The organism is Staphylococcus borealis (assembly GCF_001224225.1).
In the GTDB taxonomy this organism is placed as follows: domain Bacteria; phylum Bacillota; class Bacilli; order Staphylococcales; family Staphylococcaceae; genus Staphylococcus; species Staphylococcus borealis.
In genome coordinates this window covers 1-23,627 of record NZ_CUEE01000015.1, presented here as the reverse complement: position 1 = coordinate 23,627, position 23,627 = coordinate 1, and the positions used below count along the sequence as shown (strand labels likewise).

The following is a 23,627-nucleotide window of genomic DNA, read 5'->3' as shown; positions in this document are numbered from 1 at the left end:
TCAACATTTGAATTTAGTCCCACTCGTTTACGTGCGAATATGATTATTGTCCATGATAAATTCTAAATTTCAACGGTTTAATACCGTGAGATGCCCATTCATCATAAATACGATTTTTATCGATACGATTATCGATAATTGCGATACCACAGTCACCGCCGCCAGCTCCAGATGTCTTAGCAGCAGCACCATAACGTTCTCCAATATCACATAATAATTTTAAATTTTCAGTTTCGATATCAACCGTCGCCTCATTATCCATTTGTTGAATAATCATGCGATTTTGTCGTATCATCTTTTGAACACCTTTAATGTTATTCGTTTTAAAGGCATAAATTAAGTTTTCAACACACGCATGCGACTGATCAAGGAATCTTCCGTAGAAAGAAGGGTCTGATTTCAAGCGTTTGACTTCACTAACTAAATGTGGTGACGATGCAGGTGAACCTGTCCACCCAATTAACACTTCCATATTTTCTGGTGCCTGTAGTGGTTCAATATGAAGTCCCGGCCAATTCTTTTCTAGTACTTCACTAACTGAAGTTTCTTCCATCTGTTGTTTAACCCAATCATGGTCAAACGTACTATAAGCTAGCCATCCACTATACACGCTGACAGCAATATCACCACATGAGCTTAAACTTTGTAGTCGCATGTTAGAAATGACCGCCAATTTATAAATATATAAATTAGACAATTGCATATCGTAAAACTCATTTAAAGCCTTAACAACAGATACTAAGACAGCTGCACTCGAGCCAAGCCCATACTTATTACCTGAAGCATCATCTAAGTTACTGTCAATTTCTAAATGAAAGTGCTTTAATTCAATGTTGCAACTTCTTGCATATTGTTCAAAAACTTCAATCGCAGTTACAACATATTTCAATTGACTCGCAGCATTGGCATCGGAGATATCTATTTTATCTTCATTGCGATTAAACGTTACAGGCTCATAATGTAGTGTCTTTGAGTGAATCGTACCTGTTACCTCATTTGAAGCTTCAATCGTAGCAGTCACAAATCGATCAACTGCAATTAAGACAGACTTATATCCCGGCTCAGTCACTGCATATTCGCCTGCTACATAAAGCTTTCCTGGTGCTTTCACCTGAATCATTATATCTCTTCCTTACTTAATTATTTCGACTCCTGATTGTGTAATATCACTTGTGATGATTTTTGATTGATCAAACGCTTGTAGAAATTTATCTACGATGGCTTGTTGATTTTTCTTCTCGATCAATACTTTGACATTAGGTCCCGCGTCCATTGTAAAGTAACATGGCAAACCCGCTTCCCTACATTCCTGAACGATGCGCATTGCATCGTAACTTTCTTGTACTAAATATGTAAATGGCGGTTGTGCCCCTAAATTTGTAGCGTGCATACGTAAACCATTGGCTTCTATCACTTCACCCATACGCTTGAAATCTTTTTGACTAATTGCCGCTTTCGTCTCTTTCAAATCTGGTTCAACATGATCTAACCAATATTGATAAAAGCGAGACGTATCACGTGTCAATGACATGCCCGAGCGACTAGATACTTTTTTAGATTTATTATTAATGACTACAAAAATCATAGCCAATTCGTTTTCCCAACTGTCGGATTCAACACGGTGTGCATAAGACGTTTCATCATCATGCCCTTTTTCCCATTCAGCAAATCCGCCATAAATACTTCGCGATGCTGAACCAGAACCACGACGCGCTAAACGTGAAAGGTCTTTATCAGACAAACCTAATTGTAGAGCTTCATTACACGCACCAGCTAATGCAGCATACGCACTCGCTGAAGACGCTAATCCTGCAGCTGTCGGAACAAAATTCTCACTTTCAATAAGTGCATGTTCTGAAATACCTGCTTCTTTACGAACCATGTCCATATAACGTTGAATCTTAGCGCTTTCTTTAGCGTTTACAGTTTCCCCGTTTAGGATTAACTGATCTTCAGTCAATGTGTCGTCAAATGTAACACGCGTTTCAGTGTAGAAACGGTCTAGTGTAACTGACAAACTATTATTCATTGGAATAATTAATGCTTCATCTGCTTTACCCCAATATTTAATCAGTGCAATATTCGTATGTGCGCGTGCTTTACCACTCTTTTTCAATGGTTTATCCTCCTAACTTCTCAATCCATGTATGTTGTGCGCCAGCTTTTTCAACGGCAGCGACAATACGCTTAGCTGTTTGCAATTCTTTAGCTAAGATAAGCATACTACCACCTCGACCGCCACCTGTTAACTTGCCAGCGACCGATCCATTTTCTTCTCCTAAACGAAGAAACATTTCAATTTTATCGTGACTTACTGTTAATGTTCTTAAGTCATCTTGACATTGATTAAAGATTGTTGCTAATTGATCAAAACTATGATGCTCAATGGCTTCACTTGCTGAATACACTAAAGAGCCAATATGTTCAACAATTTGCATGTAATTTTTGTCGTTATCACATAATTGATGGACATCTTCAACTGCTTGTTTAGTTGAACCTTTGACACCTGTATCGATAACAACCATATAGCCATCTAAATCTAATGTCTTTAATATTTCAACTTCACCTTTTTGATACCAAACAGGTTGATTTGTCACAATCGTCTTTGTGTCTATACCGCTTGGTTTACCGTGTGCAATACGTTCTGCCCAGTCTGCATTTTCTAATAATTCTTTATCCGTTAATGGTAAGCCTAAATAATCATAGCTTGCTCTTATGAAAGCTACAGCAACTGCTGCACTTGAACCTAACCCTCTAGATGGGGGTAAATTAGCTTGAATTTTAATTAATAACGGCTCTTCTACCTTTTTGTTTTCAACGAAATGCCCTATTAACGATTTCAAATGTTCTGGCGCATCATAAAGTGGTCCATCATAGACATCACTTTGAATTGCTGAGTAATTCCCTTTTTCTAAACTTTCAATTAAGACTTTTACTTTTCCTGAAGTGAACGGAATCGCAATTGCAGGTTCACCGAATGTGACTGCATGCTCCCCGATTAATATTATTTTGCCGTTAGACTCCCCATAGCCACGTTGTACCATGATATCTCACCTTTAATATTCTTTCTGAAAAATTATTTTCGAGATCAGTGGACATACGTATCATGCATATATCCTTAATCTGCCAACTCTATGTATGCTTAAGTAACTTGGTGTTTGATTTATCGATTTTTATCGATGTATATATACGTAAATTTATCTTTAATGACATTTGTCTTCGTCTAAATTCATTTTTGCGTTTGTTGCAAACTGATTAAAAATAGACTCAAATTATTTACTTTAAAACTTAAAAATAATTATACCCTAAAATTTAAAATCTCTAACATACTGCTATATCACTGGTTTACGATTGATCGATCCATTCCGCGGTTTGAACCCACTCTCTGCGCATGATGATGACACGCAATATACATTGTTTTTATATTAATCCACCTAAACTATATTACTATAAAAAGTAATAGGAATATAGCAATTTATAATAAATTTGATATATAATTCCACTAAACTTTACATTTATTCAAATGAAAAGGAGACTTTCTAAACTATATAAAAGTAATAGAAAGTCTCCTTTAACTGTATCAAATTTTTTATTTTAAAAGTTGTTTCACGCTTAATTTCCTTCTATTGAACGATTCATCTTCTCATTACGATCTATCATTCTGTCGAAATAACCTTCATAACGTGACCATTCATCTTCTGTGATGGGATCCATATTCAGATTACCACCTAAATCTTTAATCGCATGCAATAGTTGAAACATTACATCTTGCACTTTAATGTCTCGTCCAAGGAGTGTTTCAAGTGATGCCATACATTCAGGTTGAATATCTGGATATTTAAATTTAGTTACTTCACCTTTTAGCGCATGTTCATAAAAGACTCGCATCATTTCCGCACGTTCTGAACCTGAACCTTCAACGCAAAGGTATATTTGAACTGCAATACCACCTCGAACACGTCGTTGTGAAATGCCGGCAAACTTTTTACCGTCTATGCTTAAGTCGAATTTACCTGGGCAGTATGAATGCTCAATTTCACGTGTATCAATCTCTACATTTTCATTTTCGAACATTTTACAAATCAATAAGTACATCACTGTAAATGCTTCATCAATGGTCGTTTCAGTTTGACCTTTGAAAATAAGAGAAATATTTAACACACCCTGATCTAACACGACGCCAAGGCCACCTGAGTTTCTCACAATGGCATTATAACCAATGTCATCCGTTAAATATCGAATACCATCTTTAAGAAATGGCAAACGAGAATCATGGATACCAAGAATAACTGTATGTTGGTGGATCCACGTTCTAACCACGTTGCATGATAAATCTTTACCTACACTTTCTGAAAACGTATCGTCAAAAGCAAATGATTGCATTGGCGCTAAACCAGATGAATGATCTACATAGCGCCAATCAATATCATTAAAGTACTTGCTTGCTAAATCCATTATTGTAATGTTTGAGCAGCTGTAATGATTGATAATTTATAAACGTCTTCAGTTGAGCAACCGCGTGATAAGTCGTTAACAGGTGAGTTTAAACCTTGTAATACAGGACCAACTGCGTCAAATCCACCTAAACGTTGCGCAATTTTGTATCCAATGTTACCAGCTTCTAAGCTTGGGAATACAAAGACATTTGCATTACCTTGGATTTTAGCACCTGGTGCTTTTTTCTCTGCTACTGAAGGTACAATGGCAGCATCAAATTGGAATTCACCATCAATGACAACATCTGTTAAGCCTTCAGATTCTACTTTTTCTTGAGCTAATTTAACTGCATTTGCAACTTTATCAACATCGTCAGATTTAGCTGAACCTTTAGTTGAGAAACTTAACATCGCAACGCGTGGGTCCATGCCAAAGCTTTTAGCTGATTTCGCACTTTCAACAGCGATTTCTGCTAAATCAGATGATTCTAATGTTGGATTGATTGCACAGTCACCAAATACATATTGTTGGTCATCTTTAATCATAAAGAAGATACCAGAAGTTTTAGATACGCCTGGTTTTGTTTTAATGATTTGTAATGCAGGGCGAACAGTATCTCCAGTTGAATGCGCAGCACCACTTACTAATCCGTCAGCATGACCAGCATAAACTAACATTGTACCGAAATAGTTAACGTTATTTAATAATTCTTCAGCTTGTTCTTCAGTCGCTTTACCTTTACGGCGTTCAACGAATGATTTAACTAATTCTGGTTTGAGTTCACTTGTAGATGGATTGATGATTTCGATATCTGAAACATCTAATCCTTTGTCTTTAGCTAATAAATTAATTTTGTCATAGTCACCTAAAACGACAGGTGTTACATAGTCAGTTGCTTGTAATTGTGTAGCAGCTGTTAACACACGCTCATCTTCACCCTCAGGTAATACGATTTTGACATTTTTTCCTGAAAGTTTCTCTTGTAATACATCTAATAAACTAGACATAATGCCCTCCTAAATAATTTCATAATAATATTTTGCAACCTAATTATACTGTATTTGTATTGATATTTCCATTTCACTAATTTGTAATCATTTAAGTATGTTTACTAATTCTCTTTATGATAAAATTTAGTCTGTATTAAACAACAATAATCAATTTTCGAAGGAGCGATACACATGAGTGAAGCAGCTGAAACTTTAGATGGTTGGTACAGTCTTCATTTATTCTATGCTGTTGATTGGGCAACATTCAGACTAGTGCCTGAGGACGAACGTGAAGCAATGATTAATGAATTCAAGACATTCATTAACGATAAAGCTAGCGCCAGAGAACAACAAGCCGGTGACTATGCACTATATAATATTACTGGTCAAAAAGCCGACATATTATTATGGTATTTACGTCCGGAAATGAAAGAATTAAATGAGATTGAGAATGAATTCAATAAACTTCGTATTGCTGATTTCTTAATTCAAACTTACTCATACGTATCAGTTATTGAATTAGGTAATTATCTAGCAGGTAAATCGGATGAAGATCCATATCAAAATCCACATATTAGAGCAAGATTATATCCTGAATTACCTAGAACAGAATATATTTGTTTTTACCCAATGGATAAACGTCGTAATGAAACTTACAACTGGTATATGTTACCAATGGAAGAACGTAAGAAATTAATGTATAACCATGGTATGATTGGTCGACAATATGCAGGTAAAATCAAACAATTTATCACTGGATCAGTTGGTTTCGATGACTTTGAATGGGGTGTAACGCTATTCTCAGACGATGTACTACAATTCAAGAAGATTGTATATGAAATGCGTTTTGACGAAACAACCGCTAGATATGGTGAATTTGGTGGGTTCTACATTGGTCATATCTTAACAACAGATGATTTCGAACACTTCTTCGCTATCTAATCTATTGTTAAGTCATTTTATCACTTGTTTATGTATAACTTGTTGAGGTTGAGACATAAATAATATAATGCAGCTATTTTGCAAATTCGCAGTAGCTGACTGAACTGAGAAGGCGCTTAAATCATGCTTTTCTCAGTTCTAGTCATCCTTGCGGGCGGGGCCCCAACAAAGAGAATTTCACTAAGAAATTCTACAAGCAAAGCAAGTTGGGAGAGGGACGACGAATTCAAATGAATTCTGTCCCGCTCCCAACTTCTTATTTATTAAATATAGAAATCCGTTTTAAATACTCCCATTAACACTATGATATCGAACTGCAATATTCACTATGATTCATCTAATCGTAGTTTAATCGACGACCATTTAGGGAAATACTATAGTCTAGTAAAGTCGTGCACAAGTCCACAATAAAAACAACCTGAGACACATGCGATGTCTCAGGTTATTATAGTGTAGTATGCGTTTTGGGAGAACTTAATTACTACTCTGAACATTAACAATCATGATTATATTGTCGCTACCCAATATGACTCATAAATTGCTAACTAATTATTATTTAACCAAATTGTAATATTTTGAAACATTATAGAATGAGTTTCTATATCGTTTTCATTTTAAATATATTGCAATTTTATACTATTTTGATTAATATACACGTTTTGATTTATCTCGACTACTTTAATGGTATACTGTCTTCATTGTGCAGAATGGCGTATGCGTTGTAGTCATTGAATGCCAACTTAATTTTTAGTAAATCCCCTAACGACATACACTCAATAATGCCTTCACGCATGTTTATAACAACTTACTATAAACGTATGACTTTAAATGAATTAGTCGATTTAATATGACAACTTAAGTATAAATAGCTTTAATATCTCAGATTGATTGACTATAATTATGAATACATCTTAACGAATGGTGATGAAATGGATAATACACAAATACATGAAAATGCAGATGAAAAATTAATCAAAGACGTCGTCATGATGGCTGGACGTATATTATTAGAATCGGGTGCAGAAGGAACACGTGTTGAAGATACGATGACTCGTATTGCGCGTAAACTTGGCTATTCTGAAAGTAATAGCTTTGTCACTAATACTGTCATTCAATTTACATTACACAACGAATCTTATCCTCGAATTTTTAGAATTAACTCACGTGATACCAATCTCATTAAAATTTCACAAACAAATGAAATTTCACGTTTAATAACTAAAGGTGCTATTACACTTGAAGAAGCTAAACTAAAGCTTGAAAATATATATGTTGCTAAACGAGATAGTAGCTTATTATTTAAAGGGATTGCTGCGGCTATTATCGCGATTAGTTTCTTGTACTTACAAGATGGTAAACTGATCGATGTTATTACAGCACTGTTAGCAGGTGGTTTAGGCTATCTTGTCGTTGAAATTTTAGATAGACGCTTACATGCGCAATTCATTCCAGAATTTCTAGGATCGCTTGTTATCGGTATTATATCGGTACTGGGACATCACTTATTACCTACCGGAGACCTCGCAACCATTATTATCGCCTCTGTTATGCCAATCGTTCCCGGGGTGCTTATAACCAATGCCATACAAGACTTATTTGGTGGCCATATGCTTATGTTTACAACGAAATCCTTAGAAGCACTTGTCACCGCTTTTGGTATTGGCGCTGGCGTTGGCTCAGTATTAATTTTAGTTTAGGAGTGGGAATGAATGTTTTGGATATTAAACTTAATTTTTAGTTATACCGCTTCACTATTTTTCTGTGTGATCTTCGACGCACCTAGAAAGCTCTATCTTTCATGTGGGTTTGTAGGTGCCTGTGGTTGGATGGTTTACATTCTCTTCTTTCAAGGGTTAAATGTACATACCATTTATTCAAGTTTCTTTGGTAGTTTAGCACTAGGTTTAATTAGTCATTATATGGCTCGTACAAAGAGAGAGCCGGCAATTATCTTCATGGTACCTGGCATCATTCCACTTGTCCCAGGTGGCCTTGCATTTGATGCAACTAAGAACTTGGTGCTATTAGACTTTAGTAAAGCCATTAATACAATGCTTGAAGTCACACTGATTGCAGGTGCCATTGCACTTGGCTTATTATTTGCAGACCAAATTTCTAAAATTATATTATCTGGATTTGCAAGAACACGAAAAAGAATTTAACGTCTTTGATTATATATATGATATTAGAAGGGAGTGGGACAGAATTCTTTTAAATTCGTCGTCCCACTCCCAGCTTGCTTTGCTTGTAGAATTTCTTGAGTGAAATTCTCTTTGTTGGGGCCCCGCCCGCAAGGATGACTAGAACTGAGAAAAGCTTTAATTAAGCGCCTTCTCAGTTCAGTCAGCTACTGCGAATTTGCAAAATAGCTTCATTATATTATTTTTGTCCCGCGCTTTTTAAATTGAACGTTTTTTCACTCTATGATTTATAGGTATCGTCTACCATATCCTCAACTTCTTTTTCAGAACGATTTAAAATTAATCGACTTAATTCATCACTATCTATGTTCTTTAATTTAGGATAGCGAATCACAAAGAAAATCAATCCTATCACTAGCCATCCGCCTAACGCAATATAAGACGGCATTGACAGTGACGCCGGTGAACCAGGCACTAATAATAATAAAAGGAAGATAAACGATACAATCGAACCTAAAATGGCAAATGTCTTATAGACAGGCCCATACGTATTGCTTTCTTTATTAAAGCTAAATAACTTAGCAGCAGATAAACATGTAATAAAATAAGCAATCGATACGCCTGTTGACGACATATCAACAATCCATGTTAATGCCGTACGACCTAACCAAGGCGCAATTAAAGTTACAGCTACTAAAAAGATAATCGCAATATAAGGTGTTTTATACTTAGAATGTAATTTACTAAACGCAGTTGGCATAATTCCAGAACGCCCCATCGAGAAGAGTAATCGACTGGCACTCATCAAGAAGCCATTTAAACCTGTAAAAATACCCATAATAATCGCTATAGCTAATACACCTAAGCCAATGTAACCAAAGGCAGTTTGTGTTGCTGCACCTGTCACCCATAAATTACCATTTAAACTTGCACTATTCGTACTTAACCAACCTGTATATAAAATCATAACAACATAAGTTAATGACGCTGCAAGCAAACTATAAACAATTAATTTAAACGTCTTATTCGGTGAAAAGTTAAATTCCTCCGCAGTTTGGGGAATGTTGTCAAATCCAACATAAGCCCATGGCGCTACCGCCACAATCATAATAATAGATGTAAACCAGCCTGTACTTGGATTGGCTAATGGTTGTAAATTATTAAAATCAAAATTATTACCAAAGAATGAGCCAAAGAACATCAGTAAGACAACGATGACCATAGCTACACAAAAGTAATATTGTAATGAACCAGATACACTTGCACCACGAATGGCTACAAACATAAACACTAGTAATAACACTGTTGCAATAATGATTTCAGTTATGTAAACATCCCATCCTGCAATCGTGTATAACCGCCCATTATTAAGCAAATCTGGAAGTAGAAATTTCACTAATAAACTAAACGCAGTCGCATTAAGTGCAACCACACATACATAGCCAAATGTTAGAAACCATGACGAGAAGAAACTAACATATCTTCCGAAACTTAAATAACTAAATGCAAAGGCGCCCCCTGAAACTGGAAATCGCTCTACTAAAGCGCCATAACTCACTGCAATAAGTATCATTAATAATGCACCAATAACGATACCGATAGATGCCGCAATTGGCCCAGATTGCTTAATCCAATCCCCAGGTAAAATAAAGGCACCCCAACCAATACATGAACCATAAGCAATCGCCCAGACAAATTTTTCAGAGAGGTTCTGTTTCAAATCGCCTCGATCTATATTCTGATTTTTATTATTTTTGCTCATAAAATAAACTCACCTCAAGTATGCTATATACCCCAAAGGTGAGTTATTCAATCTATAGTATTGATACAATATAAGTGTTTATCTACTTAAATTCAATCACATAAAAGCTTTAAATCATATTAAATCTTACCCTACAAATTTAAATGTAGAAATGATAAGCATAAGCCAACCTGTAATAAATAACACGCCACCAATAGGTGTAATCGCTCCTAAAATGCGGATTTGTGTTAAAGCTAGAATATATAATGAACCACTAAAGAACACGACACCTAGAAAGAGTAGCCAGCCTGCCCAATTCACATTAATAGATGTTGTACCGCTAATCACGCCAATAATGATTAATCCTAATCCATGGTACATTTGATAATTTACCGCTTTTTCCCAAACTGACATATATTTATCCGATAATTTACCTTCAAGTCCGTGCGCACCAAACGCCCCAGTACCAACTGACATCATCGTACATAACGCACCTAGTATTATAAACAATTTCATCATATCTCTTCATTCTCCTTATTCAGTTTAAAAATCAAATATGGATTCCCCATTACCGATTTCATCGTCCGTGATCATCGTATTAGACGGTAAGTGATTATTCTGTGTCGATTTCATGGTATTTGGAACTGTTCCACCCATCGCTTCGATTTCTGCAGCTGTCACTTTAGATTTATCTTGTGACGTTGATGTAGTCGAACTTTGATTTACTTTTGAAAATGACGGCGTCACCGTATTGGTAAAATCTTGACTTTGTGTCTTAGAAGACACCGACTTACTGTCACCATTAGCATAGATCGACGTTAGTGTATGGATTGCATACATATGTTTTTCAAATTGTTGCGCATTCGTCGCCTCATCAGCTTGCACTAATTCTTGTTCAATCAACTGAATTACTTGTGCTTTATTCATTTAAACCTCCCCATTCTCACACCAATTTATAGGTGTTTTACCTTTACTTATTAAATAATCATTCGCCTTTGAATATGGTTTAGAACCAAAAAATCCGCGATACGCCGATAAAGGACTTGGATGTGGTGATTTAATAATATAATGTTTGGATGTATCAATTAATTTAATCTTCTGTTGTGCAGGTTTACCCCATAATATGAACACAACATCCTCACGTTGTTTCGAAATCGCTTGAATGACTTCATCTGTAAATGTTTCCCATCCAATATCTTTATGAGAATGCGCTTCGCCTTGTCGTACCGTTAAAACGGTATTGAGTAATAAGACGCCTTCGCGTGCCCAATCTTGTAAATGGGGTGATGTTCTGTGACATCCGATATCATCTTCTAATTCTTGGTACATATTTCTTAATGATGGCGGGAACTTAGCATTGGGTTGTACCGAGAACGCTAAACCATGCGCTTGATTTGGACCATGATAAGGGTCTTGACCTAATATCACTACTTTTACATTTTCAAATGGTGTTAAATCAAAGGCTTGATAAATATTTTCTCGATCTGGGTAGACAATTTGCGTCGTATATTCTTTTTCTAAAAAATCATGCATCTCTGTAAAATCGTGTCGTTCCGTAATATCGTGAAATATTTCTGACCATTCCATCGCTTTCACCTCAAGCCATATTTTAACATAATGCGCACCTTATAAGTTATTGATTTCATCCATTACTTCAAGCTAGCACGTTGTCCGATAAACATGCTATGATTAGACATAGATTAGAAATTGTCGGGAGTGAATGTACATGGCTTTAAAAAAAGTATTAACAATTGCAGGTTCAGATACAAGTGCGGGCGCTGGTATGCAAGCTGACCTTAAAACATTTCAAGAACTAGACACATACGGCATGGTCGCTTTAACTGCTGTTGTAACGATGGATAAAGAAACTTGGTCACATGATGTGACACCTCTTCCAATGGATTTATTCGAAAAACAATTAGAAACAGCGATTTCAATTGGTCCAGATGCAGTTAAAACAGGCATGTTAGGTACACAAGAAATCATTAAACGTGCTGGTGAAGCATTTGAACAATCAGGTGCACAATATTTCGTAGTCGACCCTGTTATGGTATGTAAAGGGGAAGATGAAGTACTTAACCCAGGAAATACTGACGCAATGATCGAACATTTATTACCTAAAGCAACTGTTGTAACACCTAACTTATTTGAAGCTGGTCAACTATCTGGTTTAGGTAAATTAACTTCTATTGAAGATATGAAGAAAGCTGCTGAAATTATTTATAATCAAGGTGCTAAACACATTATTATTAAAGGTGGTAAAGCATTAAATCAAGATAAATCTTACGACTTATACTATGATGGCAACACGTTCTATCAATTAACTACAGACATGTTCCAACAAAGCTATAACCATGGTGCTGGTTGTACGTTTGCAGCTGCTACAACAGCATACCTAGCAAATGGCAAATCACCTAAAGAAGCTGTGATTAGTGCGAAAGCATTTGTTGCTTCAGCAATTAAAAACGGTTGGAAAATGAACGACTTCGTAGGTCCTGTAGATCACGGTGCATATAACCGCGTTGAACACATCGATGTAGAGGTAACAGAAGTATAATAGTAAACACTTAATTTTTATTAACTCAAACTAACCTCCTCAATAAAGTCTTTTTTAAGATCATTTATTGAGGAGGTATTTTTATTAAAGTCATTCACATTAATTTAGGCTTATTATAAATTCTAGGTATTAAGTCGTAGAAAGTGATGGGCTATACGTTGTATCCAAAGTTGGTACCTTGGGCTCATGTTTTTATTTTAAAATTGCTTTACTATATTAAGTGTAGAGAGACAAAGGAGGAATTACACATCATGATTATCTACAAGCAAAATATAGAGAATGGTATCCCAATGTACGAAATCATTACGAAAACCTTCAAGACAATTACGGTAAAATTTGATGAAACGTTTAACAAGAATGAAATCTATAAATTGCTCTCTCTACTAGAAAATGACCTTGATAACATGAAACTAGGTTATTAAGTCATTAAGACATCAGGAAGCACAATAAAAGTGTTTTCCAAATTGAGAATTCAAACAGATGAATTATTCCCAAAATTGACTTAAAAGTTCTTATGCCCCCTAATACTATTGAGTAACTTTAAAAGTCATTAATCATTCCTAAACTCACCTTATTTAAATAGCGTCAATGTTAGACAAGGATTGTCCCCCCTTGGAAGCTTAGAGCGTATCTTTAAGCTTTACTAACATTGACGCTATATTTTTGGGTATATGCTTTTCCGTTGCAATCTGAATACATCATAAAACGCATTGATGCACGTTTGCATCAATGCGTGTAAATATCATATTATGCGTTTTTATTTTTCTTAGTCTTAATCCACCATAATGCTTTTTTAGGATTTGATTCATAAAATTGTAAATCTTTTTTATTATCAACATTAGGATAAGATCCTTTAAGTGATTTACCGGCAGTGCTTACATGTAGAACTGCAATCACAATAAAGCCGATAATACTAATTGCTGTTAAATAATACGCTGGTGCGTAAATATTACCAGTTGATTCAACTAACCATGAGTTCACTAAAGGTGTCGTACCTCCGAATAATGAAACGGAAACATTAAACGTTACCGCTAATGTTCGATATCTAATATGTGTATAGAACATTGTTGGTAATGAACCAGGCATTGTTGCTTCATATGTTGATAAGAAGAAACCTAAAATAAACACACCAAGGATAATGAATGGTAATGATTGCGTATTTAATAAACTAAACGCAACGATACTTAATAGTGTCAGACCACCAGTACCAATTAAGAATACCTTCTTCTCACCAATTTTATCTGCTAATTTACCAAAGAATAAAGCTAATGGAATCATAATTGCCATAACACAAGTAATTAATACACTTGTTGTCGTTTGGTCAATCTTTACAATTTGTCCTAAGTATGTCGGCAAGTAGGCAGTCACTGTATAGTTAGTTACATTGAAGAAGACAACTGCTACGAAACATACTAAGATATCTTTAAAGTAATAACGAATAATTGTAAAGAATCCTATATCGTCACGTTCTGGTGCCTGTACATCATTTTCATAAATTGGAGATTCTTCTAACTTACGACGTAAATAAAGTCCAAATAAACCAAGGAATAATCCTAGGATAAATGGAATTCTCCAACCCCAAGCTTCCATTTGTGCATCACTTAAGAAGAAGCTTAATAATGCAATCATAATAGAAGCAGCAATATAACCCGATAGTGTACCAATTTCAAGACCACTACCTAAACTATTACGTTTCTTATCTGGTGAAATTTCAGCAATATAAGTCATCGCACCTGCATATTCCCCACCAGTAGAGAAACCTTGTAACACTCTAGCAAGTAGCAAGAGCGCTGGTGCCCATAAGCCTATCGTATCGTAGTTTGGTAAAATACCAATCGTTAATGTTGATAAAGCCATTAAAATAATTGTCGTAGTTAATACAACTTTACGTCCATATTTGTCACCAATAATACCAAATACGATCCCGCCTATTGGTCGTAATAGGAACGCAATTGCTAATGCGGCAAACGTAAATATTTGTTGAATTTGTGGGTTCTGTACCGGTGAAAAGAAATTCGCACCGATATATGCTGTAGTGTACGCATAGACACCAAAGTCGAACCATTCCATGGCGTTACCAATACCTGTAGCAAACACTGTTTTCTTCGCTGTTTGCCCATCGACCATGTTAATTCTATCTTTTTTAAAATCCATGACCTGTAACACTCCTTTTGTTTATGTTACATAATTATACAGACCTAATGAATGTTGTCAAATTACTAAAAATTATATTAATTTCAAAAATACAATATTATTCATATTACAGAATTTAACAATATTCTTATGTACACGCTTTCAAAATTTTAATAAAAGCAAAAAAAGTTATAATTAGAAAATAATATTTTTATCAATTTCTAATTATAACTAGTTTTACCCCACCTGATTTATTCGAAACAATAATTTTATTCTTTCCAACAACTTCAAATCCCACAAACTCATTGATGCCAATACTTTCAAGGTATTTAATTTTATATTTATCCCAGTGTTGATCTAACATTGAAAATACTTTTTCAACTATGAGCTGTCCTGGTACAATATCGCTATGAATTGGATTTTCATCATCAACAATTTTTAAATATTGATCTACCAACTCCTTATTAAAAACCATATATTCCCTCCCCAGAAATAAATATTTGTTCGATAATCATACAAGTTTTATTATTTTTATTAATTTCTAATTTAAAGATAAAACGGTTAAATTGTTTTATTTTATCGCAACTTTTATACGTTAAATATGCACAATATTGCATGTCACTTTCTAAATTTTCAAATTTCTCAACATTAGTACGGACTAGTCGTATCGGCTTCCCCTTGAAAACTTGGAACATTTTAAATTTAGGCCATAGTTTAGCACACATTAATGGTGGAACGATGCCATCATACGCCATACCGATTACATCACAATAACGACGCACATCATGCTCATGAAATTCAATTGCTATCATTTCAGTGGTTCCACTTTTCAAAGAGAATTGCATTACCCATACCTCCTCCTATGCCCATCGTAGTAATTCCTAACTGCCACTTAGGTAAATTTAATAGTCTAGCAACTAATGCCGCGCCACTTGCACCATATGGGTGTCCTGTAGCAATCGCACCACCCCATTGATTTACCTTCTCTATACATGCATGCAACTCATTTATGGATGCAAGTACTTGTGAACTAAAGGCTTCGTTAAGTTCAATCGCTTGGATATCTTCAATATTTAATTGCTGTTTCTTTAATAATTGTGAGACTGCAGGTACTGGTCCAATTCCTAGTAACGTTGGATCCACACCTGTTGTAACAGCATCTTTAAACACCATGCCGTATTTCAAGCCTAATGCTATAGCCGTTTCTTTATCCATAATTAAAGCTAGCCCAGCACCATCATTCTTCATGCAACTATTTCCAACTGTTACTGTACCATTCGATATAAGCGGTCTTAATCGTTGCAAACGTGATTCAGTTAACGTTGGTTTCAAACTTTCATCTTTACGCAACCACTCCCCCTTAACCTTTAAAGGGAGAATTTCACATTGTATATCACCATTATCAAAATGTGTTGTTGCCAATCGATGACTCCGTGCTGCAAATGCATCTTGATTCTGCCGAGAGATATTATAATGTTGCGCCACGTTCTCAGCTGCTTCAATCATGCTTGGATCTTGCCCTTCAGGTGCAAATGATGCGCGCTCATAAAATTGTGGCAACTGTGATTCATATACTGACTGAGGGCGTTTCATCTTCCAAGGCGCACGACTTGTACTTTCTACGCCCCCTGCGATATACACGCGTCCAGCTCCACATTGCACCATTCGACACGCATAGATGATACTTTCAAGTCCCGAACCACACTGTCGATCCACTGTAACACCAGGAATAGTATGCTTTAAGCCAGACTCTAGTACTGCCTTTCTAGCAATATTGCCACCATTACCTACCACATTGCCTAATACTACATCATCCACTTGATCTATAATTTCAGGAAAACTTGCCTTTATATTTTGAAAAAGTGGCACCAATAAAGCTTCAGGTTCTAAATGCTTCAATATGCCTCCGTATTTACCAAATGGTGTCCGCTTAGCCCACACTATAACTGCTTCTCTCACGATTTAAATGCCCCCTTTAAATAAAGTGATTGTACTTTACGCCGTGCTACTTTGCCGCTATTCGTAAAAGGCAGTTTACTGACTTTCAAAATCTTAGATGGTATTTCATATCTTGATAACGTTTGTTGTAAATAATGTTTCAACGTTGCATATGTGAGTGCTCGATCTCCGAGATAGATTAATACAGTAATTTCACCAAACTGACGATGTGGTTCACCAATAACAACCGCTTCTTCAATTCCATCTAATAATTTTACTTGTTGCTCTATCACACTGGGATATATATTTTTACCTCCAATAATAAGGCGATCGCTTTGACGACTCACTAAATAAAGATACTTATCTTTTACATAGGCGTAATCACCTGTCTCTATCCAACTTTGAGGTTGCACGACTCCAGCATTAACATAGCCTGAATAAGTCATATTACTTTGAACCTTTAACAATCCAATGTGTCGTTCATCTTGTTCTTCAAGTTGAATTGAAACATTCGAAAACACTTGTCCGACCGAACGCGTTGGCGCTGTTTGATTAAAGTTATATGTAATAAAGCTTGCTTCCGATGTTCCAAAGAACTCAATGATGTTGGCGTGTTCATACTGTTGTGTCACTGCTTTAAACAATGGTTCTGATAATTTCGAACCACTACACAATATAGATGTAATACATGTTAATTTCGATTCAGTAGTTAATAATTGATGTAACATTGTTGGCACAAGAAATAACGCTATATTGGAGTATTGTTGCCTTAATATTGGTATCAAGCGATGTGTGTTGAATTGTCTTTGTCCAATAAATGTTCTTCCCGAATAAAGCGCGTAGATGCAAGTGTACAATGATAATGAATGCGCGAGTGGACCAGGCGCAACTAAAATTTTTTCTTGGTTAAGTAATAAAGCTTCATTTTCTTTATATGATGCAACCCATGAAAGTTCATTTCGGTAATATGCCTTGGGTAGTCCTGTAGTCCCTGAGGTGAAGCCAATATGTAGTATATGCTCAACCTTCGCTTGTTCATTCATATATTGATCATATGTCCCATACGATACAGTCGGTTCAAAGTTGGCGATAGCTGTGGCGATATATTCAATGTGATACGTCTCTATGAGTTCATCAATTGTTGCTTGTGTCCACTTGGCATCTATAAAGCACGGCACACCGCCCATCATTAAAATAATAAAATAATTAGTCATATTCGTTATAGGCGAGTCACTCAACAAGCCTACCCTACATCCACTTTGAAACATTGGCAACGTCACGGTATAGTTGCATATATTTTGGTATAACGCCTCATAACTTAATCTTTCATCATCAATTTGAAGCGCAATAGACTGCGGTTGTACTTGAGCATAATATTCAAGTCGCTTTAAAATTTCTAGCATCATATGACCTCTTTCGACCTTTAATGTTAACTTCATTTTATATTATGTTAACATTTATTCAAGTTAAATTCTTTTATATGGCTCCCTGACTAGAACTGAGAAAATCTTAATTTAAGCGTCTTCCCAGATCAGTCAGCTACTGTGAATTTGCAAAGCAGCATGATTTTATTATTTACGTCCCAACCTCGTCTTTACACAAAAAATCCAACCGATGTTCCTAACTGGAATCGGTTGGATTAAATCACATTATTTATTCTAAATTAGCATGATTATTTTGCATTTCTTCTTCATTAATATTAAAGGTTTCCATCAATCCTAATACAACACTATCTAAGAATAATAATGAGGATTGTTCAAATAAACTGCCTAGCGGTTGTTCAGAACCTTCAACATCGTATTTTGTACCTGCAGGTAATTCAATAACTGTTTCCGCTAATTCGCCAATCGGAGAATCAGGGTTTGTTGTTAATAATACAACTTTAGCACCTACTGATTGTGCCTTTTCAGCTAATAAACGTAAATGCTCAGTTGAACCTGACCCAGACAAAATCACAAACAAGTCATGTTCTCTAATAGATGGCGTTGTTGATTCACCTACGACAAATGCGTCTTTACCTAATTGATTCAATCGCATTGCGAAACTGTTCGCCATAAAACCTGAACGCCCTTTACCGGCAGTGAATATTCTTTGCGCACCATTCACATCATTGGCAAAGCGATCATACTGTTCATCTTGTACGTGAGATAATGTACGGTCTAATTCTTCAAGAATTAATTTATAATTTGTAAATTGAGACATGCTTATTTACCTTCAATCGCTTCACGACATTGTTTTGCTGCTTCAACAGGGTCATCTGCATTAGCAATACCGCCACCAACAATGACTAAATCAGGGTTTTCTGCCACGATGTCTTTAATTGTTTCTGGTTTAATTCCGCCAGCTACTGCTACTTTAGAATTCTTAATTACAGATTTAACAGTGCGTAAGCTATCTAATGGAGATTGACCTTCCGCTTGTAAGTCATAACCCGTGTGTACTGCAATATAGTCAGCACCCATTTCATCTAATTCTTTCGCACGTTTTTCTAAATCTTGAACTGCAATCATATCAACTAATAATTGTTTGTCATGTTTATGTGCTTCTTCAACTGCTGCTTTAATTGAAGCGTCTTCAGCTACACCTAAGATGGTAACTACATCTGCACCAAATTTAATGGCTTGGCTTACTTCATAGTCTGCTGCATCCATAATTTTAAGGTCTGCTAACACTTTAGCATTATTAATATTTTCATTTAAATGTTGAACTGCCGGTAAACCTTCATTGATAACAATTGGTGTGCCAATTTCTACGATATCTACATATTCCTCAACTTTTTTAGCTAACTCTGCTGCTTCCTCTTTATTTAATAAATCGATTGCTAATTGTAATTCCAATGCAAACATCCTTTCATTACTAAAGTCATATATCTTCAGTTCTTAGTTTTATCTTTCACATTTATTAGTCTACCCGTCTTCTATCTTTTTAAACGATATAACTTCATCAAACCTTTATCTTATTTTTTATAAAAGCCCTTACAGTAATTCAACTATTTAAGGGTATAATTACCATTTTTTCTAAATAAATTGAGCAGAGATGTACAATTAGTCACATCTTTTTAGTAAAATAAATAGATAAACATATTGTATGGTTGCAAGGAGTGAAAGTGTTGGAACCCATTAACGCTGAAGAAGTACAACAATTATTAACATCATTCGAAAATAAACCTGTATACCTACACGTTGAAACGACTAATGGTGCGTATGCGAACCATTTCGATCAACGTGTCTTTAATGCGGGAACGTTTTTAAGGAATATACAAGTCACGTATGAACATGCACAACTTAAAGGTGGAGAGAAAGACCCTTATAGAGTTGGTCTAAAACTCCGCGATGGTGGTTGGGTTTACGTTCAAGGGCTAACGCATTATGAAATCAATGACAACAATGAATTTTTGATCGCAGGATTTAACTACGAAGGACAATTGGCTGCCACAATCGAAATCAGTGAAAAGCCATTTACAGTATAGAGGAGGTTTATTCATGAAAGATGAAAGACACGTGTTAATGATATTTCCACATCCTGATGATGAGACCTTCTCATCAGCTGGAACGATTGCCAGTTATATCGATAAGGGCATACCTGTCACTTACGCATGCCTAACATTAGGACAAATGGGACGTAATTTAGGTAATCCTCCTTTTGCAACTAGAGAATCACTACCTGATATTCGCGAGCGTGAATTAGAAGAAGCCATGAAAATCATTGGTATCACTGATTTACGTAAAATGGGGTTACGTGATAAAACAGTTGAATTTGAACCTCATGAACAAATGGATGACATGGTAAAAAATTTGATTGAAGAAACCAATCCATCAGTGATTATTTCTTTCTATCCTAAATTTGCCGTACATCCCGATCATGAAGCAACAGCCGAGGCTGTAGTAAGAACCGTAGGACGAATGCCTAAGGATGAACGACCACGATTACAACTTGTAGCGTTTAGTAATGATGCACCAGACATACTAGGCGAACCAGATATATTAAATGACATTCGTGCATATCGAGATTTAAAATTGAAAGCTTTCGAAGCACATGCATCTCAAACTGGTCCATTTTTAAAACAATTAGCAAGTCCAGAAGTCGGTGGCGAAACGCAAAGTTTCTTAGACGTCGAACCATATTGGACATATCACTTTGAATCTTAAGGGGAGGTAAACAATGACTGAATTTGATTTATCTACACGTGAGGGTCGTTGGAAACACTTTGGCTCAGTTGACCCAATCGAAGGTACTAAACCAACAACTAAAAATGAAATGACTGACTTACAAAGCACACATAAAAATTTCTTATTTGAAATTGAAGAAGTCGGTATTAAAAACTTAATTTATCCTGTGAACATCGATCGCTTCCAAACAGCGGGGCGCTTTAGCTTCTCAACGAGTTTAAATAAGGATGAAAAAGGAATTAATATGAGCCGTATTCTAGAAAGCGTGGAGAAACATTATAACAACGGCTTAGAATTAAATTTCGATACACTTTATCAGGTATTACGTACATTACAAACGAATATGAAACAGAATTCAGCAGGTGTTGATGTTTCAGGTAAATGGTTCTTTGACCGCTTCAGTCCAGTTACAAATATTAAAGCAGTAGGCAATGCCGATGTAACTTACGGTTTAGCTATTGAACAAGACCAAATTACACGTAAAGAAATTACAATTGAAGCAACTGTAACAACGTTATGTCCTTGTTCAAAAGAAATCAGTGAATATTCTGCACATAATCAACGTGGCGTTGTCACTGTTAAAGTTTATTTAGATAAAAATAATCAAGTGCTAGATGATTATAAAGAGCGAATTTTAGATGCTATGGAAGCAAATGCAAGTTCAATATTATACCCTATCTTAAAACGTCCGGATGAGAAGCGTGTGACAGAACGTGCTTATGAGAATCCACGTTTCGTTGAAGATTTAATTCGTTTAATTGCTGCTGACTTAGTAGAATTTGATTGGATAGAAGGCTTTGATATTGAATGTCGTAATGAAGAATCTATCCACCAACATGATGCATTCGCGAAATTAAAATATAGAAAATAATTGACATATATAAACAAACATGGCAGTTGCCACACGTTCGAGTGTGATAACTGCCATGTTTTATGTTTATATATTTACATATTATTGCTTAGCCATTTTCTTTTCACCTGGTTTAACAAAGCACATAGCTACAACACTGATTAGTGATGCTATAACCGCTGACACAAACATAGAAGTGTAACCATAACTTGCGACAAGGTACCCTGTTAATGTCGGTGCGATAACAGTCGCTGAGTTAACAAAGAAGTGTGTTATACCACCATAAGTACCTGTCTTATTCGGTGCAGTATCGATAATTACAGACCAGTACACACCATTAGGTAAGAAAATGAACGCATTTCCTATCATCATTAGAAGCATAATTGCGACGATACTATGTGTAAATGGAATGATTAAGAAACAAATTGCTGCACAAATCATGCCAGCGATCGCAAAATATGAACGTGCGATACGTAAATTCCCCGTTTTATGTCGTAACCAGTCAGATATATGACCGCCAAAATAAATTGTGAAACATGCTCCAATCCACGGCACCATACCTAAATACCAAAGTGAATGAATTTCAAAATGATACTCATCTTGTAGATACTTTGGTGTCCAAGTTAAAATTAAAAAGTTAACATATTGGAAACCAAAATACCCAAACATATTACCAACCAATGTCGGACTTTTAAAGAAATGGTACCACTTTTCATCCTTAGTATCTTCCGTTTCAACTGTTTTTTTCTACATTTAAACTATCTTCCGTCGAACGAATTTCTTTCAATTCTGCTTCGGAAACACGCTTATTATCTTCGGGATAATCAGTAAATACAAATGCCCAAATGACTACCCATACTAAGCCTAATGCACCTAAAATCATGAATAATAATCTCCAGCTCGCAATCGTCAAGAAACCAGAAACAATCGGAGCAGTAATTAATGCACCAAGCGGCACGCCTATAAGTCCAAGTGCTGATAATAATCCACGTTCTTTAGGCGCAGCCCAGTTCGCGTTTGTCTTACTAATAATTGAGAATACCGGACTCTCTGCAACACCAAATAGAACTCTAAGCAATCCAAACCCTACTAACGCTGAACCTCCGAAAATTGCCATACCTATCTCTCCAGCATATGCCATTCCCATTTCAGCTATTGACCATGCTGTACCAGCGATAATCCAAACAAACTTTGGCCCCTTCTTATCAGCTGTTAATCCACCAATCAGTGATCCAAGCATATAGCCATAACCAAAGTAGCCTAGAATTTTACCCCAAGCGATTGTATCAAAGCCATATTCACTGATAATATCCTTTTGTGCGTATGAAATCGCGCCCCTGTCAATGTAATTAATCATTGTCATAATAATGATCATCGTAATAATAAAGTATCTGTATTTCTTCATTTCAGCCCCCACCCTTTGTAAGAAAAATTACTTTACTACGATATTTTATCATATTTTTTGTAAGCGTTATCACAAGGGTTTGAATAAATGTAATTTAAGTATTTAATATTTAATAATTAAAAAAAGTAATTTCTGATTCATACTAATCAGAAATTACTTTTCTAAATACCTTTATTTATCGAACTATTAAAGTTCGATTATCGATTTTAAATCATCTATATTATCAAAAGAAGTGAATATTAATGTTTCCTTATCGCCTCTAATCATTCCACTTTTATATTTAAGTCCTAAAATAAAAGAATTATTAAACCTAAACAAATCATAT

The 23,627-nt window shown here is 35.6% G+C and carries 24 protein-coding genes and 1 pseudogene; 8 read left to right on the top strand and 17 right to left on the bottom strand.

Translation table 11 applies throughout. The features are described from left to right. Positions 1-43 precede the first annotated feature (43 nt). The 5 genes from AK212_RS12270 to pta form a co-directional block, all read right to left on the bottom strand. Complete coding sequence (locus AK212_RS12270) at positions 44-1,120, bottom strand: phosphomevalonate kinase (protein ID WP_053031396.1); 1,077 nt, start codon at positions 1,118-1,120, stop codon at positions 44-46. A gap of 12 nt (positions 1,121-1,132) precedes the next feature. Next, on the bottom strand, positions 1,133-2,116 hold the full coding sequence (gene mvaD / locus AK212_RS12265) for a diphosphomevalonate decarboxylase (protein ID WP_053031394.1): 984 nt from the start codon (positions 2,114-2,116) through the stop codon (positions 1,133-1,135). 4 nt (positions 2,117-2,120) lie between these two features. After that, on the bottom strand, positions 2,121-3,044 hold the full coding sequence (gene mvk / locus AK212_RS12260) for a mevalonate kinase (RefSeq protein WP_053031392.1): 924 nt from the start codon (positions 3,042-3,044) through the stop codon (positions 2,121-2,123). A gap of 568 nt (positions 3,045-3,612) precedes the next feature. After that, a complete protein-coding gene (locus AK212_RS12255) occupies positions 3,613-4,455 on the bottom strand; it encodes a lipoate--protein ligase family protein (protein ID WP_053031390.1) in 843 nt (280 codons plus the stop codon). Further along, on the bottom strand, positions 4,455-5,444 hold the full coding sequence (gene pta / locus AK212_RS12250) for a phosphate acetyltransferase (protein WP_053031388.1): 990 nt from the start codon (positions 5,442-5,444) through the stop codon (positions 4,455-4,457). The genes AK212_RS12255 and pta overlap by 1 nt, the downstream gene beginning before the upstream one ends. A gap of 174 nt (positions 5,445-5,618) precedes the next feature. Between pta and hemQ the strand changes: the two genes are divergently transcribed. The 3 genes from hemQ (at position 5,619) to AK212_RS12235 (ending at position 8,530) form a co-directional block, all read left to right on the top strand. Next, a complete protein-coding gene (hemQ, locus tag AK212_RS12245) occupies positions 5,619-6,368 on the top strand; it encodes a hydrogen peroxide-dependent heme synthase (protein ID WP_053031386.1) in 750 nt (249 codons plus the stop codon). A 929-nt stretch (positions 6,369-7,297) separates the two neighbouring features. Beyond that, positions 7,298-8,065 (top strand): threonine/serine exporter family protein, encoded by a 768-nt coding sequence (locus tag AK212_RS12240; RefSeq protein ID WP_053031384.1) that lies wholly within the window; start codon positions 7,298-7,300, stop codon positions 8,063-8,065. A 12-nt stretch (positions 8,066-8,077) separates the two neighbouring features. Continuing rightward, on the top strand, positions 8,078-8,530 hold the full coding sequence (locus AK212_RS12235) for a threonine/serine exporter family protein (protein WP_053031382.1): 453 nt from the start codon (positions 8,078-8,080) through the stop codon (positions 8,528-8,530). A gap of 259 nt (positions 8,531-8,789) precedes the next feature. On the opposite strand, the gene AK212_RS12230 is transcribed toward AK212_RS12235, so the two are convergent. The 4 genes from AK212_RS12230 to AK212_RS12215 all read right to left on the bottom strand — a co-directional run bounded on the left by AK212_RS12230 (position 8,790) and on the right by AK212_RS12215 (position 11,837). Continuing rightward, positions 8,790-10,271, bottom strand: a complete 1,482-nt coding sequence (locus AK212_RS12230; RefSeq protein WP_053031380.1) for an APC family permease — start codon at positions 10,269-10,271, stop codon at positions 8,790-8,792. Positions 10,272-10,397: 126 nt separating this feature from the next. Further along, positions 10,398-10,766: a DUF423 domain-containing protein gene (locus tag AK212_RS12225; protein WP_174841479.1), complete on the bottom strand. Its 369-nt coding sequence runs from the start codon at positions 10,764-10,766 to the stop codon at positions 10,398-10,400. 27 nt (positions 10,767-10,793) lie between these two features. Continuing rightward, the gene (locus AK212_RS12220) at positions 10,794-11,177 is read right to left on the bottom strand and encodes a DUF5327 family protein (RefSeq protein WP_053031376.1); all 384 of its coding nucleotides are present in this window, start codon (positions 11,175-11,177) and stop codon (positions 10,794-10,796) included. Beyond that, positions 11,178-11,837 carry a uracil-DNA glycosylase gene (locus AK212_RS12215; protein ID WP_053031374.1) on the bottom strand — a complete coding sequence of 220 codons (660 nt, stop codon included), beginning with the start codon at positions 11,835-11,837 and terminating at the stop codon, positions 11,178-11,180. Positions 11,838-11,976: 139 nt separating this feature from the next. Between AK212_RS12215 and thiD the strand changes: the two genes are divergently transcribed. Next, a complete protein-coding gene (thiD, locus tag AK212_RS12210) occupies positions 11,977-12,807 on the top strand; it encodes a bifunctional hydroxymethylpyrimidine kinase/phosphomethylpyrimidine kinase (protein ID WP_053031372.1) in 831 nt (276 codons plus the stop codon). Positions 12,808-13,058: 251 nt separating this feature from the next. Then, positions 13,059-13,229, top strand: a complete 171-nt coding sequence (gene vraX, locus AK212_RS12205; protein WP_011276668.1) for a C1q-binding complement inhibitor VraX — start codon at positions 13,059-13,061, stop codon at positions 13,227-13,229. A 325-nt stretch (positions 13,230-13,554) separates the two neighbouring features. On the opposite strand, the gene AK212_RS12200 is transcribed toward vraX, so the two are convergent. From AK212_RS12200 to hxlA, 7 genes are all read right to left on the bottom strand, one after another. After that, on the bottom strand, positions 13,555-14,961 hold the full coding sequence (locus AK212_RS12200) for an MFS transporter (RefSeq protein ID WP_053031370.1): 1,407 nt from the start codon (positions 14,959-14,961) through the stop codon (positions 13,555-13,557). A 193-nt stretch (positions 14,962-15,154) separates the two neighbouring features. Beyond that, positions 15,155-15,415: a hypothetical protein gene (locus tag AK212_RS12195; RefSeq protein WP_053031368.1), complete on the bottom strand. Its 261-nt coding sequence runs from the start codon at positions 15,413-15,415 to the stop codon at positions 15,155-15,157. Beyond that, on the bottom strand, positions 15,405-15,785 hold the full coding sequence (locus AK212_RS12190) for a hypothetical protein (RefSeq protein ID WP_053031366.1): 381 nt from the start codon (positions 15,783-15,785) through the stop codon (positions 15,405-15,407). The genes AK212_RS12195 and AK212_RS12190 overlap by 11 nt, the downstream gene beginning before the upstream one ends. After that, complete coding sequence (locus AK212_RS12185) at positions 15,754-16,899, bottom strand: thiolase family protein (RefSeq protein WP_053031364.1); 1,146 nt, start codon at positions 16,897-16,899, stop codon at positions 15,754-15,756. The genes AK212_RS12190 and AK212_RS12185 overlap by 32 nt, the downstream gene beginning before the upstream one ends. Next, entirely contained in the window at positions 16,896-18,281 is a 1,386-nt protein-coding gene (locus AK212_RS12180; RefSeq protein ID WP_053031362.1) for a long-chain fatty acid--CoA ligase, read from the bottom strand. Before AK212_RS12180 ends, AK212_RS12185 begins: the two co-directional genes overlap by 4 nt. 250 nt (positions 18,282-18,531) lie before the next feature. Further along, complete coding sequence (gene hxlB, locus AK212_RS12175; protein WP_053031360.1) at positions 18,532-19,080, bottom strand: 6-phospho-3-hexuloisomerase; 549 nt, start codon at positions 19,078-19,080, stop codon at positions 18,532-18,534. A 2-nt stretch (positions 19,081-19,082) separates the two neighbouring features. Beyond that, the gene (gene hxlA, locus AK212_RS12170; RefSeq protein WP_053031358.1) at positions 19,083-19,715 is read right to left on the bottom strand and encodes a 3-hexulose-6-phosphate synthase; all 633 of its coding nucleotides are present in this window, start codon (positions 19,713-19,715) and stop codon (positions 19,083-19,085) included. 269 nt (positions 19,716-19,984) lie between these two features. Between hxlA and AK212_RS12165 the strand changes: the two genes are divergently transcribed. Genes AK212_RS12165 through folE2 form a run of 3 tightly spaced genes read left to right on the top strand, consistent with a single transcriptional unit; the run spans position 19,985 to position 21,918 of the window. Continuing rightward, positions 19,985-20,347, top strand: a complete 363-nt coding sequence (locus AK212_RS12165) for a YojF family protein (RefSeq protein ID WP_174841478.1) — start codon at positions 19,985-19,987, stop codon at positions 20,345-20,347. 13 nt (positions 20,348-20,360) lie between these two features. After that, positions 20,361-21,026 (top strand): bacillithiol biosynthesis deacetylase BshB2, encoded by a 666-nt coding sequence (bshB2, locus tag AK212_RS12160; protein WP_053031355.1) that lies wholly within the window; start codon positions 20,361-20,363, stop codon positions 21,024-21,026. Positions 21,027-21,039: 13 nt separating this feature from the next. After that, positions 21,040-21,918: a GTP cyclohydrolase FolE2 gene (gene folE2 / locus AK212_RS12155; RefSeq protein WP_053031353.1), complete on the top strand. Its 879-nt coding sequence runs from the start codon at positions 21,040-21,042 to the stop codon at positions 21,916-21,918. A gap of 81 nt (positions 21,919-21,999) precedes the next feature. Here the strand turns inward: folE2 and AK212_RS12150 are convergent. Further along, positions 22,000-23,302, bottom strand: a pseudogene (locus AK212_RS12150) (MFS transporter). Between the last annotated feature and the right edge of the window lie 325 nt (positions 23,303-23,627).